The following is a 14,732-nucleotide window of genomic DNA, read 5'->3' on the forward strand; positions in this document are numbered from 1 at the left end:
ATCAGCGCCTCCGGCTGAGGTTCTGGAGCGAGAAGACCTCGTCCGCGATGGGCTGGTCGTAGCGCGCTTCCTGGATCACGAGGGTGGTTTTCTTGCCCGGCTGGTTCTCGGGCTGCATCTCCCAGCGCGTGGGCAGTTGGCGGCCGCCGAGCAGGCGCACGTCGGAGTAGCTCAGCGTGCGCACCAACTGGCCGCGCTCGTTGAAGAAGCGGGTGCTGATGGGCACGTAGTCGGCCTTGCGGACCAGGCTCAGCAGGCGGCCCCAGACCACGGCGGCCTCGGGGCGGGGCAGGGACTCGATCTCGTAGGCCTCGGCGCCGTCCACCTTGGGCTCCGCGACGATGCGGTGCTGGTAGTCATGGACGATGCTGCTTTCCTTGACCATGTCGTCGTTGCTGAAGTCCGAGCCCAGCCAGGGCTGCAGCATCATGGACGGCGGCACCTTGATGCTGCGCTCGATATTGGGCAGGTAGTTCCACATCTCAGAGCCCAGTCGCAGCGAGAGGATGCCAGCGTCCTTGGCCGGCGCGACGATGCGCACGAAGGACTTGGCAGGGCGGTGAGTCCAGAGCTTGAGCGTCAGGCTGCGCGACCACGAGGGCGTGGTGATGGTCATCTCGAACTGGCCCTGCAGCGTACTGCCCCACAGCAGTTTGTCGAAGCGCTCGATGACGTCCTCTGCCGATGGGCCGGCCACGGCCAGCGTGGGGCAGGCCAGGAGGGCGAGGGCGGCGCTGCACAGCTGCCGTCGCGGGTGGGGCTTGATCAGCATGTCGTCAGCTCCTCGCTGAGCGTCTGGCGCACATGGCTCCATAGGGCGTGAGGGGCGTAGAGCACCGAGAAATGGTCGCCGTCCAGCAGCACCCGGCGCGCGCCCTGGCTGCTGTGGCGCTGCCAGGCCCAGATGTCCTCGGGCGGGATGCGGTCGCGTGTAGCGGCGAAGAGGGTGAAGGGGCAGTCCAGGCGGCGTTCGGCGTCCAGGCCAGCCCCTTCGAAGGCCGCGAAGTCGGCACGCAGGATGGGCAGGAAGAAGGCCATCAGCTCGGCGTTGTCCAGGACCTCGGTGGGCGTGCCGGCCAGGGCACGGGCTTCCTCCAGCAGCTGGGCATCGCTGTAGCGCGAGCGCGGCGGGCGGGGAATGTGCGGCGGCGCGCCGGCCGACCAGAAGGCATGCACCGGCGCCTCGCCCAGGCGCTCAGCAAGCCGCGCGCAGACGCCAAAGCCGAAGCTGGCGCCAGCGCTGTGGCCGAAGGCGGCATAGCCCAGGCCGGGGTGCTGGTCTTGCAGGGCTTCGATCTCCGGGGCCAGCTGGGCGGTCAGTCCGTCAACCAGGCGGGCATAGTCGGTCTGCAGGCCCTCGCGCAGGCGCCGGCCGTGGCCGGGCAGTTCTACCGGCAGTACGCGGATGCCGGCCGGCATCTGCGCCTGCCAGTTCAGGAAACAGGCCGTGTGGCCGCCCGCATGCGCGAAGCACAACAGCAGCAGGCGCGGCGGCTCTGTGGCAGCGAAGGACGCAGGGCTCATCACGCGGCCTCCGGCTGCGTCAGAGCGGCCGAGCCCTGTGGGCTGGCCTGACGGGTCCAGCGCCAGGCTTGCCAGGCCCCCAGGGCGCTGAGCAGGTGGTGCGCCAGGTCAATCGCGCCGGTGAGGCCGTAGCGCCAGCCCTCGGCCATGTGCGAGATCTGGTGGGCCAGCATGTAGAGACCGGCCAGGGTGAGCAGCACCAGGGTCAGCCAGCGGAACCAGGCCGCCTGCAGGTACAGGGCGCCGGTGCCCATGGCGAGGTAGAGGAAGAACTGCAGGGAGAACACCTCCCAGCCGCGCGGGCCGGGGTGGTGGATGAATTCGCTGAAGTCGGTCTGGATGGCCGCCTTGACGAGGGTGGAGCTGATCACCATCAGCAGGGTCAGGCCCAGGCCCAGCCAGGTGAAGGCAAGGCGCAGCGGCAGGGAAGCGGTGGAGAGGGGGGACGAGGGGGTCATGTCTTGCTCCTGATTGGTTCAGAAAGGGGTTTTCAGCAGCGCTGCGATGCCATCGAGGTGTGGCTGCCGGAACAGGCTGTAGTGGCTGCCCGGCACACGCAGACTGCGCAGGCGGCCGGCGGCATGGGCGCGCCAGCCCCAGTCAGTGCGATGGGCGTCCGGGTGGCCGGCGAACTCGGCCACCTCGCCTTCGCTGGCCTGCAGCACCAGCAGCGGCGCGAGCAGGGCGACGGGACCAGGGCGGTAGCGCTGGCAGGCGCTGACCGTGGCGCTGAAGACGGCATGCACGGCCTGCAGCGCACGGGCGTCCAGGTGGCGGGCCAGTCCCTGGTCATGCAGCTGGTCCAGGGCCTGCGCGAGGGTCAGGTCTTGCGCCTGCATTCGGGCCAGCAGCGCTGGCGACAGCGGCGCCTCCAGGTCCTGGAGGAACCACTGCAGCAGCTGGCGCGGGCTGGGCGCCTGCGCCGCTTCGTCTGCGTGCGGGGCCGGCGTGTCCAGCAGGGCCAGGCAGGCCACCTGCTCGCCTTCGGCCTCCAACTGGCGGGCCATCTCGAAGGCGATGGTGCCGCCGGAGGACCAACCCCCCAGGCGATAGGGGCCTTGCGGCTGGTGCTGCCGCAGGGCGGTCAGATAGTGGGCGGCCAGGGCGGGGACCTCGTCCAGCGGAGCGCCGTCACCCGACAGCCCCGGCGCCTGGAAGGCATGGAAGTGGCCCGGCATGGCCTGCGCCAGCTCCCGGTAGCACAGCACATGGCCGCCCGCCGGATGGACGAAGTACCAGCCCGGCTCCTGGCTGCTGCCTTGTTGCAGGCAGACCAGGGCGCGCGAGCGCCGGGCCGGCGCAGCGCTGGCGGCCACGGCACGCGAGGCCTGGGCCTGCTCGATGGCCTGGGCCAAGGCGGCGATGGTGCGCCCTTCCAGCATCAGCGACAGCGGCAGGCGAACACCATGGCACTGCTCCACCCGCGTCATCACCCGCACCGCCGCGAAGGACTGCCCGCCCAGGGCGAAGAAGTCGTCGTGCACGCCGGCCTGTACGCCCAGTACAGCGGCCCAGATGTCGGCCAGGCTCTGCTCCAGCGCCGTGCGCGGGGCCACGGCGCTGCGCTCGCGCGGTTCGTTCACCGCCATGGACGCCAGGGCCGGGCGGTCCAGCTTGCCGTTGGCGGTGAGGGGCAGGCGGGCCAGGCGCTGCAGGCGGCTGGGCACCATGTAGGCCGGCAGCCGTGCGGCGAGGTGCGTCTGCAGGGCCGTCAGGTCCAGATCCTCGTCGGAGACCACAAAGCCCTGCAGCTGCTTGCCGGCCTGGCCGCCGACCACGGCCACCGCCGCCGCCCGCACCGCGGGATGGGACAGCAGCACATGCTCGATCTCGTCGATCTCGATGCGGTAGCCCTGGATCTTCACCTGGAAGTCGGCGCGGCCCAGGAACTCGATCTGGCCCTCGGGCAGCAGGCGGCCGAGATCGCCTGTGCGGTAGAGGCGCTCGCCGCTGCGCGGATGGGTGATGAAGGCCGCGGCGGTGCGCGCCTCGTCCGCCCAGTAGCCCAGGGCCAGCCCCGTGCCCCCGATGTGCAGCTGACCGGGCACGCCGTCGGGCAGCTCGTGGCCGTCCTCATCCAGCACGTACCAGCGCTGGTTGGCCAGGGGGCGGCCGTAGGGGATGCTGGGCCAGTCCGGCGGCACCTGGTCGATGGGGTAGACGATGGACCAGATCGAGGCCTCGGTCGCGCCGCCCAGGCTCACCACCTGGGCATTCGGCGCGACGCGGCGGATCTGGTCCGGCAGGGTCACCGGGATCCAGTCCCCGCTGAGCATCACCAGGCGCAGCTGCGGCAACTGCACGCCGGCCTCCAGCGCGGCATCGACCAGCAGCTGCATCAGCGCGGGCACCGAGTTCCAGACCGTCACGCCCTCGTCCTGCATCTGGCGCAGCCAGGCGGCAGGGTCCACGCCGGTGGCCGCGTCGGGCAGCACCAGGCAGGCGCCGGCCAGGGTGCTGCCGAAGAGGTCGTAGACGGAGAGGTCGAAGTACAGGGAGGACACGCCGAACAGCACATCGGCCGGGCCCACGGCGAAGCGGCGGTTGATGTCGGCGATGGTGTTGAGGGCGCCGCGGTGGTCGATCATCACGCCCTTGGGCACGCCGGTGGAGCCCGAGGTGAAGATGATGTAGGCCAGCTGCGTCTCGCCGCAGGCGGGTGCCTGCCAGGCAGGCGCCTCCTGCGCTGGCAGGCGGTCCAGGGCGAGGTAGTCCAGCCCCGGCAGCGCGGGCGCGCCTTCCAGGCTGGACAGGCACAGGGCCAGGCGGGCGCGCGTGCTTTGCAGGAGCTGCTGCAGGCGCTGCGCCGGCCACTGCGGGTCCATGGGCACATAGGCACCGCCGGCAGCCAGGATGGCCTGCACGGCGATCACCTGCCAGGGACCGCGGGGCAGTAGCACGGCCACCGGCTCGGCGGGCTGCAGGCCGCGCGCCTGCAGCCGGGCGGCCAGGGCCAGCGCCTCGGCGGCGAGCTGGCCATAGCTGAGGCGGCGTCCCTCACTGACCAGGGCCAGGGCCTCGCCGCGGTCGCGGGCCTGATCCAGCAGGCCGGCCTGCAGCAGGCGGCCCTCGGGGCGCGGGGCGGCGCTGTCGTTGTAGGCCAGTCGCAGGGCGCGGGCCGGCGCGTCCAGCAGGTCGAAGCCCTCGCTGTCCCAGGCGGCCTCGTCATCGGCGAGCAGGGCCAGCAGCCGCGCGTAGGCCTTCCACATGGCATCGACCTGGCCGGCCGGGAACACGTCCTCGAAGACATCCCAGGTGATCCAGACGCCGCCGTCCTCCAGGCCAAAGAACTGGTTGTCCAGCAGCACCTGGGGCGTTTCCAGGCAGCCGTGCAGGGAGCGGGTGAAGGGCTTCATGGCCAGGCCATTGCCCACCACGAAGGGGCAGGCGGCGCGGCCGGCCTGGCCGTGCACGCGGTTGTAGGCCTGCAGCACCTGCACGCCGCTGCAGTGCAGGTGCTGGAGGTCCTGCTGCATGCGCTGGTCCAGGCGCCGGCAGCGCTCAGCAAAGCTGCCGCCCTCGCGCCAGTCCACCTCCAGCGGGTACAGCGCGGAGAAGTTGCCCACGATCTCGAAGATCTGCTCATGCAGGGGCAGGCGGTGCGAGACCATGTTGTTGAGCAGGAAGTGGCGCGAGCCGCTCCAGAAGGACAGCACCTGGGCGTAGGCGGCGAAGAGCCCGGCCTCCGGGCGCAGGCCGCGCGCCTCGCAGCGCTGGCGCAGGGCCTGCCATTGCGCGGCGCTGAGGTCCATGTCCCGGCGCTTCATCATCGAGCGCTGGCGGCGGTTCAGGCGCGGCTTCAGGGGCAGGGCGGGCGCGGCAGGCATGCCGGGCAGGCGGTCCATCCAGTAGCGGCGCGAGCGCTCGCCCTGGGGGCTCTGCTCCAGGCGCTCCAGCGCCAGCACGCAGTCGCGGAAGCTCAGGGACAGCGGCGGCAGCACCAGGGCGGGGTCGCGGTAGCAGCGCTCCACGTTCGCGAAGAACTGCTGGGTGCCAAAGCCATCCCAGAACACGGCATTGCAGTTGATGTGCAGGCGCGCGGCGCCGCCGGGCAGCAGGGTGGCGTGCACCTGCATCCAGGGCCAGCGGTCCACGGGCAGGGTCTGGCGCTCCATGCGGGCGCGGGTGGCCAGCAGCCGGGCCTCGCAGGCGGCGGCATCGAGCGTGCGGCAGTCGTCCAGGGTCAGAGGCAGCGGGGTCAGGTCTCGCACCGGGCGCAGGCGCAGCTCGGGCGTGGCCACCACGATGTTGGCGGCCTGGCGCTGCAGCTCGCGCTGCAGGGCCTGCTCGTAGCGGGCCGTGTCGAAGGCGGGCATCTCCACCTCGACGTAGTGGTGGGTGCGCACGTGGAATTCGAGGTCCTCGCCATCGCCCATCAGGAAGGCCAGCTGCACGTCGGCGGCGGGGAAGTCCTCGCCGTCCGGCACCGGGGTGGGCTCGATGAGGGGCAGGCCAGCGTCGCTGTCGGCGTCTTGCGATGACTGCAGGCCGGCCAGCGCGGCGGCAAAGTCCGCCAGGCGGGGCTGCTGGAAGAAGCACTGCATCAGCCGCCCCTGCAGCGCGGCGGGCAGGCCCAGCTGCTCGCGCACGCGGCTCAGCAGGCGCAGGGCCAGCAGGGAGTCCCCGCCGACGTCGAAGAAGCTCTGGGCAGGGGTCAGGTCTTGCCTGCCCAGCAGGGATTGCCACAGCGGCAGCAGCTGTTCCTGCAGGGCCAGGGCTGCGGCGTTTGCCTGCCCCGTGGGCGCCGTGCCCTCGGGGCTCTGCTGCTGCAGCAGGGCCTGCAACTGGGCCGCGTCCACCTTGCCGTTGGCGCTCAGGGGCAGGGCCTCCAGCAACTGGAAGCGCTGGGGCAGCATGTACTCGGGCAACCAGGCCGCGAGGGCCTGGCGCAGGGAGCCGTCGGCCAGTCGGGCGGGCCAGTCCGCCGCGTCGGCGTCGACCACCAGCAGGCTCACCAGCTGCTTCTGCGCGCCTTCGGTGCGCACGCCGGTCCAGGCCTGGCGGATGCCGGGCTGGCGCAGCAGGCAGGCGTTGATCTCGCCCAGCTCGATGCGCAGGCCGTTGATCTTGACCTGGTGGTCCTGGCGGCCGAGGAACTCGATCTGGCCGTCCGGGGTGACGCGACCGAGGTCACCCGAGCGGTACAGGCGCTCGCCGGTGCGCGGGTGGCGCAGGAAGCGCTGCGCGGTCTGGGCCTCGTCGCCCAGGTAGCCGCGGCCCACGCAGGCGCCGCCGATGCAGATCTCGCCCGCCACGCCGACGGGACGCTCCTCCAGCAGCGCGTCCATCACCCACATGCGCTGGTTGGCCAGCGGCCGGCCGTAGGGAATGCTGGACCAGGCCGGGTCGACCTCGCCGATGGGGTACTGCGTGCACCAGATGGCGGTTTCCGTGGGGCCGCCCGAGGCCAGCAGCTGCAGGCTAGGGCAGACGCGGCGAGCGCGGTCCGGCAGGCTCACGGGTATCCAGTCGCCGCTCAGGATGGCCTGGCGCAAGGTGGAGGGCAGGGGCGCCCCCTGCGACTGCAGGTGCTCCAGGTGCTCCACGAAATGCTGCAGCAGCTGGGGCACAGAGTTCCACAGGCTCACGCGGTGAGCCTGCACCAGCTCGGCCCAGTGCTGGGCATCGTGCAGGCGTGCCGGGTCGGGCATCACCAGGCAGCCGCCGGCGGCGACCACGCCGAAGAGGTCATAGACCGAGAGGTCGAAATGCAGGGCCGACAGCGCCAGCACCCGGTCCTCGGGGCCCACCTTCATGCGGCGGTTGATGTCCTGCAGGGTGTTGACCGCCTGGGCATGCTCGATCATCACCCCCTTGGGCTGGCCGGTGGAGCCGGAGGTGAAGAGCACGTAGGCCAGGTCACCGGGGCGGGTCGATGCCGGCGGCGGGGCGATGGCCGGGGCGGCCAGGGCCTCGTCACCCAGGCACAGCACCTGCACGCCGGGCGGAACGTCCGGCACGGGGGCGTGCACGCGCTGCGTGAGCAGCAGGCGGGCGCCGCTGGCGCTCAGCAGGTGGCGGCGGCGCTCGGCCGGCAGGCGGGTGTCTATGGGCAGGTAGGCGGCGCCGGCCATCAGCACGCCGTAGACGGCCAGGACCTGCTCGCAGCCCTTGTCCATCATCACCGCCACCGGCTGTTCGCGATTGGCGCCCAGGGCCTGCAGGGCCTCGGCCAGCGCCTGCGCCTCGCGGGCCAGGCGGGCGTAGGACAGCTGGCCGTCGGCGGCGATCACCGCCAGCGCCTCGGGCTGGCGGCGGGCCTGGGCGATCAGGCCGTCCTGCAGCAGACCGTGGCCGATGACGGGGTCGTCGGTGGCATTGAACTGCGTCAGCAGGGGCAGGTGGCTCGCAGGCAGGGTCGAGGGCAGGGGGTGCTGCGTCCAGGCCGCGGGATCGGCCGCCAGGGTGCGCAGCAGCTGGGCGTAGGCGCCGAAGCAGTCGTCCAGCAGGCCGGCAGGGAAGAGGTCCTCGATGGCGTCTAGAAAGAGCCGCAGCTCGCCGTCGAACTCGGCCATCTGGTGGTCCATCCAGACCTGCGGGGTCTGGCTGACGCCGTGCACGATGTTGCCGAGGAAGCTCAGGCCGCCGGTGGTGGACTGCCGGCCGTCCAGGGCCAGGGTGCTGGTGAAGACCACGGGCATGGCCGCGCCCGGCGCATGGCCCAGGTGGCGGGCGCGGTCACGCAGTACGCGCATGCCGCTGTAGGCGCGATGGTCCAGGTCTTCGGCCAGCTGGGCCTGCAGGCGCTGCAGGCGGTCGGTGAAGCGGTCGCCCGCCTGCGCCTGCGAGGCCAGCAGGCTGGTGGCGGTGAAGTCGCCGATCAGCTGCTCCACCTCGGGATGGATGGGGAAGCGGTGGAAGAGGGTGACGTTGAGGCTGAAGTCCGGCGTGGCGGACCAGCGCCGCAGGGCCTCGGCAAAGGCCGTCATCAGCAGCACCGTGGGCGTGGCTCCGTGCTGGGCGGCCAGGGTCTTGAGGCGGGCCCAGTCCGCGGCGGCGATGCGCTGCTCGCGGCGCGCGAAGCGCACCTCGGCCAGCTCATGCGGCTGGCGGGCCAGGGGCAGGGCCGGCGCGGGGGGCAGGCAGTCCAGGCGGGCTGTCCAGTAGTCGCGGGCGCGTTGGAACTCGGGCTGCTCGTGCAGGGTTTGCTCGAAGAGGGCGTAGTCGCGGTAGCTGAAGGTCTGCGCCGGGGCCAGGTGCTGCGGGTCCTCGTAGGCCTGCCGCCATTCCTGGAAGAAGAGGAACATGCTGGAAGCGTCGATGATCAGCATGTCCAGGCTGACGAAGAGGCGCAGCTGCTCCCCCGGCAGCCGGGCGGCGCGGATGGCGAACAGCGGCCACTGGTCGACGGGGCCGCGCCTGTGCGAGAGCTGCTCGCGCTGGGCCAGCAGGGCGGCCTCGGCCTGCGCATCGGCCTGCTGGCGCAGGTCCAGGCATTCGATGCGGTAGAGAGGCACTTCGGGCAGCACGCGCTGGGTGCCGTCCTCGCTGATCACGGCGCGCAGCATGTCGTGGCGGCGGATCAGGCCCTGCAGCGCCGCCTCCAGCCGAGCGAGATCCAGCCCTTCGCGCTGGAACTCGAAATAGCAGTGGGTGGAGAAGCCGCCCAGCTCCACGAAGGGCTGGCGGCCCATCCAGTAGGCGTGCTGGACGTCGGTCAGTGCAAAGGGCTCGTGGCGCTGCGCCGGCCGGGGCTGGACCTGGGGCAGGGCGCTGCGGCGGTCCTGGCTCTGCAGCAGGCGCAGGATCTCGGACTTGCCGGCGCTCAGCGCTGCGCGCAGCTCCTCGTCCAGGGCGCCCTTGGGGGCCGAGATGCGCAGCTGCGCGCCCTCGGCCTGCAGCTGGATGCCGCGCTGGCGCAAGCGCAGCAACAGGGCTTCCATGCTGTCCTGCGGGGCCGCGGCGGGTGCCTCGTCGTCCAGGGCCGGGGGCTGGCTGATGCTGAAGTCGGTGTTCACAGAAGGATCTCCTCGAGGCCTTGCTCGGCGCTGGGGGTGGCGTCGACGGGGCGCATGTCCTGCAGCAGCAGCAGGCGGTGCAGGACGGCCACCAGCTCACGCGCCGTGGTGTTGGCCAGCAGCTGGCGCAGCGGCAGCTCGATGCCGGTGTCATGGGCCAGCTGCTTGCGCAGCTCCAGCGCCATGAGGGAATCGAAGCCCAGCTGGCTCAGTGCGGTGTCGGGGAAGCTGGGGGTCAGGTCTTGCCTGCGTGCCGGGCTGAGCCGCAGGACCTGGAAGGCCTGCTGCCGCAGATGGTCCAGCAGGGCCTGGCGGGCGGCCTCGGGCGGCAGCTGCAGCAGGGTGGCGGGCAGGGCGGGGCGGGTGGGCGGTTCCACGGGGACTGGGGCCGCGGCGGGTTTGCGCTGGCCCAGGGTGCCTGCCGGCAGGTGTCCGCCTGCCGAGCCGGGGGCGGCGGGCTGGAACCAGTGCGCCTCGGTCTGGAAGGGATAGACAGGCAGGCCCTGGACCTGCTGCCAGGCCTGCGCGCCGTCGTCACCACGGGCTGCGTACCAAGCCGGCCAATCGGTCTCGCCACTGGACACGCTCCAGCGCGCCAGGGCCTCCAGCCAGTGTCGGGCCTCGTCCCGGCCGCGGCGCAGGCTGCTCAGCCACAGGCGGCCGGCGCTGTCCAGCAGGGGGTGGCGGCGGGCCAGGCTGCTGAGTACCGGGTCCGGGCCGATCTCGATGAGACGGCTGCAGTCCTGGGTGGCCAGGGTCTGCAGGCCGGCCTCGAACTCGACGGTCTGGCAGGCGTGGTCCAGCCAGTAGTCGGTGCAGGCCAGGGCCTCGCCGCGGAGCTGGCCGTCGAGGTTGCTGATGAGAGGCAGGCGCGGTGGCTGCAGCGACACATTGGCCAGCACCTCGGCAAAGGCGGTCCGCATGGCCCGCATCGAGGGCGAATGGAAGGCGCGCTGGCCAGTCAGGCGCCGTGCCTCCAGGCCGTGCTGCAGGGCCCGCGCCTGCCAGCGCTCGACGGCCTCGGGGGCGCCGCCCAGCACCAGGCAGTCGACCGCATTGCGGGCGGCCAGGGCCAGCTCGCTGCCGGCCAGTGCGTCCTGGCAGAGGGCCTGCAGAGCGGGTGCGGGGCCTTGCAGCACCAGCATGGCGCCGGGTGGGGTCAGGTCCTGCATCAGGCGGCCGCGCTCGGCGACCAGGCGCAGGCCGTCGGCCAGACTGAAGACGCCGGCCACGCAGGCGGCCACGTACTCGCCCAGGCTGTGGCCCAGCAGCACATCGGGCCGCACGCCTGCTGCCGCCCACAGCTGGGCCAGGGACCACTCCAGCGCGAAGAGGGCGGGCTGGGCATGGGCGGTGTCGTCCAGCTGCAGGGGCGTGACGGCGCCAGGGGGCTCGGGGTACAGGGCCTCGGTCAGCGAGAAGCCCAGCCAGGGCTGCAGCAGCGCGGCACAGTGGTCCATGCTTCGGCGGAACACCGGCTCGCTGCGGTAAAGGCCGCGACCCATGTCCGGGTACTGGCTGCCCTGGCCGGTGAAGAGGAAGGCCGTGCGGTGCGCCGGGCCCACTGGGTGCTCAGCGGTGAACAGCGCCGGATCCGCCTCGCCGCGGGCGTGGGCGCGCAGGGCGGCGGCCGCGGTGGCGCCATCCTCGGCCACCACCGCCAGGCGATGGGGCAGGGCGGAGCGCCGCAGGGCTGCGGCCTGGCAGATCAAGGGCAGCGGGGCCTGCGCGTCATCAAGCTGCTGCGCATAGGCCCGGGCCAGCTGCTGCAGCGCACGCTCGCTGCGGGCGGACAGCAGCAGCAGCGCCGGGCCCTGCGCGGCGGCTGGCCGCGGCGGGGCAGGGCAGGCAGGCGCCTCCTCCAGGATCACATGCGCATTGGTACCGCCAAATCCGAAGGAGCTCACGGCCGCCCGGCGCGGCGCGGCGCCGCGGGGCCAGGGCTGCGCCTCGCGGGCCACCTGGCAGCCGCCGCCCTCCAGGCGCAGAAGGGGGTTGAGCTGCTGCACGTGCAGGCTGGCCGGGATGCGCTCATGCCGCAGGGCCAGCAGGACCTTGCACAGGCCCGCCAGGCCGGCCAGCGGCTCGGCATGGCCGATATTGCTCTTGACCGAGCCCACCCACAGCGGCGCGCCGGCCGTGCGGCCGTAGACCTGCTGGATGGACTCCATCTCGATGGGATCCCCCAGCGAGGTCCCCGTGCCGTGTGCCTCCAGGTAGCTCACCGACTGAGCCTGCAGGCCGGCGCCGGCCAGGGCCTTGCGCATCACCGCCTGCTGGGCTGGGCCGTTGGGGGCGGTGAGGCCGTTGCTGCGGCCGTCCTGGTTGACGGCGGAGCCACGCAGCAGGCCCAGCACGCGGTCGCCGTCGCGCTGGGCCTCGGACAGGCGCTTGAGCACGACCATGGCGCAGCCCTCAGCCCGTACATAGCCGTTGGCGCTGGCGTCAAAGGCGCGGCAGCGGCCGTCCGGCGAGAGCATCTGGGCCTGGGACAGCGCCACGTACAGATCCGGCGCCAGCAGGGCGTTGACGCCGCCGACCAGGGCCAGGCCGCAATCGCCGTCCAGCAGGGCGCGGCGCGCCTGGTGCAGGGCCACGAGGGAGGAGGAGCAGGCGGTCTCGACCGTCCAGCTCGGGCCCTGCAGGCCCAACACATAGGACAGGCGGTTGGCCAGGATGCTGGCCTGGTTGCCGGTGCCGAAGTAGGCGTCCAGGGGCTGGCCCTGGCGCAGCTGCAGCAGCTGGTAATCGTGGGTCATGGCACCGATGAAGACGCCCGTGTCGCTGCCCGCCAGGCGCTCGGCGCGCAGGCCGGCGTCTTCCAGGGCATGCCAGCAGGTCTGCAGCAGCAGGCGCTGCTGGGGGTCCATGGCGTCGGCCTCGCGGGCGGAGATGCCGAAGAAGGCCGCATCGAACTGCTCGATGCCCTCGATGAAGCCGCCCCAGCGGCTGCAGCTGCGCCCGGGCTGGCCGGGTTCTGCGCTGGTGATGGCCTGGGCGTCCCAGCGTGCGGCGGGCACTTCGGTGATGGCGTCCCGGCCCTGGTCCAGCAACTGCCAGAAGGCCTCGGCGCCGTCGGCACCCGGCAGGCGGCAGGCCATGCCGATGATGGCGATGGGCTCGTCCTGGGCCTGGGCCGGGCGGGGGCTGTCGGTGAGGGCAGACCCCTCGCTGCCCAGGGCTGCCAGCAGTGCCGAGATGCGCGGCTGGGCATAGAGCAGGGTGGGCTCCACCCGGCGGCCCAGGTGTGCGGACAGCTCGCCGGACAGGGTCACCAGGTCCAGGGAGTCCAGTCCCATGCTGGCAAAGCTCTGCTCGGTGCTGAGCAGCTCCTGTGGCAGGTGGCTCAGCACGGCGCAGCGCGCGAGCAGCCAGCGGGAGAGCTCGGGGTTGGCGGGGCGTGCGGCTGCGGCAGTGCCTGGGGCTGTGCTTGGGGCTGTGCTTGGGGCAATGGGCGGTGCAGCGGGCGTGGCCGGGGCAGTGTCCTGCCACTGGTGCAGGGGCTTGAGCCCGCCTTCCAGGAACAGCTGCCGGCAGGCATGGCGCTGGATCTTGCCGCTGGAGGTCATGGGCAGGCTGGCCGGTCGCAGCAGGCAGACGGCATGCAGGTGCAGGCCGTGCTGGGCGGCCATGGCCTCGCGCAGGGCGGTGGTGACGGCCTCGCCGTCCAGGCGGTGGCGCTCGGCGCGGCGCACCTCCTGCAGCAGCACCAGTTGCTCCTGCCCGTCCTTCTGGATGGCGAAGGCGGCGCCCTGCGCGCCGGCCAGGGCCTCGTGCGCCTGCTGGGCGCTGCGCTCCAGGTCCTGGGGGTAGTGGTTCTGGCCGCGGATCACGATGACGTCCTTGATCCGCCCGGTGATGAAGAGCTGGCCCTCGTGCCAGGCGCCCAGGTCCCCGGTGCGCAGCCAGGGGCCGCTGCCATCGGCGAGGCGGGCCAGAAAGGCCTGCTCGCTCAGCGCGGCCTGGCGCCAGTAGCCCTGGGCGACGACGGCGCCGCGCACCCAGATCTCGCCGATGCGGCCGTCCGGGCAGGCTTCAGCGCGCTGCGGGTCGGCGATCACGGCCTCGGCGCCGGGCCAGGCCTGGCCGCAGCCTACCAGCGCGGTGCAGGGCTGGCCGGCCTCGGCCTGCTGCAGCAGGCCGCGGGCCAGGGCGGCGCTGCTGGCGTGCACCACGGGCGGCGCCTGCAGGCGGGGCTGGCGGGTGACGGTCAGCGTGGCCTCGGCCAGGCCGTAGCCCGGGCTCAGGGCCTCGGCGCGCAGGCCGAAGCGGGCGAACTGCTGGTGGAAGCGGGCCAGGGTTTCGGCGCGCACGGGCTCGGCGCCGTTGCCGGCCACGGCCCAGCGGGAGAGGTCCAGGGCGAGCGTGGGTTGGGCCTGTGCCGCCTGGCAGCAGAGCTCGTAGGCGAAGTTGGGCGCATAGCTGGCCGTGCCGCCGTAGTGGCTGAGGGCCTGCAGCCAGCGCAGGGGCTGCTGCACAAAGGCCAGGGGCGGCATCAGCACCACGGTGCCGCCTTCATGGAACATCTGCAGCAGGCCCAGGATCAGGCCCATGTCGTGGAACAGGGGCAGCCAGCTGACGAAGACATCGTCCTCGCCCAGGCCCGGCGCGCAATGCCAGCCGGCGGCATGGGCCAGCAGATTGCCGTGCGTGACGATGACGCCGCGGGGCTGGCTGGTGGAGCCTGAGGTGTACTGCAGGTAGGCCACGCTGTCGCGGTCCAGCAGGGGCGGCTGCCAGGAGTCCGCATCGCAGGCTTCGCCTGCCGGGCCTTGCAGCCGGCCATCGTCGTCGATGCGCAGCACTGGGCAGGCCAAGCCGGCGCAGGCCTCGCGCAGGGCCTCGCTGCCGTCCTGCGTGGCGCTGACCAGGGCGGCGCGGGCCTCGCAGTCGCCGGCGATGTGGGCCATGCGCCGCGCATGCATGCTGTTGCTGGGTGGGTAGCCCGGCACGGGAATGGCGCCCGCGTAGAGGCAGGCCAGGAAGCTGAGCACGTAATGCACGCCGGAGGGCAGCATCAGCAGCACATGGCGGCCCTGCAGGCCCTGCGACTGCAAGGCCGCGGCCAGGCCGCGGGCACGCAGGTCCAGCTGGGCATAGCTCAGCCTTGCGCCCTCGCGCTCGCCATCGGGCAGGAAGACGAGGGCGGCATGATCCGGCCTGCGCGCGGCCTGGGCACGCAGCAGCGCCACCCAGGAGGGCAGGGCGGGGTCGGACGGGACGGCGGTGGACGGTGACTCGGACATGGGC

5 protein-coding genes are annotated in these 14,732 nt (G+C 72.5%); all 5 read right to left on the bottom strand.

What is annotated here, in order from left to right; translation table 11 throughout:
- Position 1 precedes the first annotated feature (1 nt).
- From ACS5PK_RS09790 to ACS5PK_RS09810, 5 genes are read right to left on the bottom strand one after another with little or no spacing between them, the layout of a single operon-like run.
- Positions 2-772, bottom strand: coding sequence for an outer membrane lipoprotein-sorting protein (locus ACS5PK_RS09790; protein ID WP_439440049.1), 771 nt, complete (start codon positions 770-772; stop codon positions 2-4).
- Positions 766-1,524 carry a thioesterase II family protein gene (locus tag ACS5PK_RS09795; protein ID WP_439440050.1) on the bottom strand — a complete coding sequence of 253 codons (759 nt, stop codon included), beginning with the start codon at positions 1,522-1,524 and terminating at the stop codon, positions 766-768. The genes ACS5PK_RS09790 and ACS5PK_RS09795 overlap by 7 nt, the downstream gene beginning before the upstream one ends.
- On the bottom strand, positions 1,524-1,982 hold the full coding sequence (locus tag ACS5PK_RS09800; protein ID WP_439440051.1) for a hypothetical protein: 459 nt from the start codon (positions 1,980-1,982) through the stop codon (positions 1,524-1,526). Before ACS5PK_RS09800 ends, ACS5PK_RS09795 begins: the two co-directional genes overlap by 1 nt.
- Positions 1,983-2,000: 18 nt before the next feature.
- Entirely contained in the window at positions 2,001-9,482 is a 7,482-nt protein-coding gene (locus ACS5PK_RS09805) for an amino acid adenylation domain-containing protein (RefSeq protein WP_439440052.1), read from the bottom strand.
- Positions 9,479-14,728 carry a beta-ketoacyl synthase N-terminal-like domain-containing protein gene (locus tag ACS5PK_RS09810; protein ID WP_439440053.1) on the bottom strand — a complete coding sequence of 1,750 codons (5,250 nt, stop codon included), beginning with the start codon at positions 14,726-14,728 and terminating at the stop codon, positions 9,479-9,481. The genes ACS5PK_RS09805 and ACS5PK_RS09810 overlap by 4 nt, the downstream gene beginning before the upstream one ends.
- Positions 14,729-14,732: the final 4 nt, after the last annotated feature.

Origin of the sequence: Roseateles sp. DB2, from assembly GCF_051857535.1 — a bacterium.
GTDB lineage: Bacteria > Pseudomonadota > Gammaproteobacteria > Burkholderiales > Burkholderiaceae_C > Roseateles_B.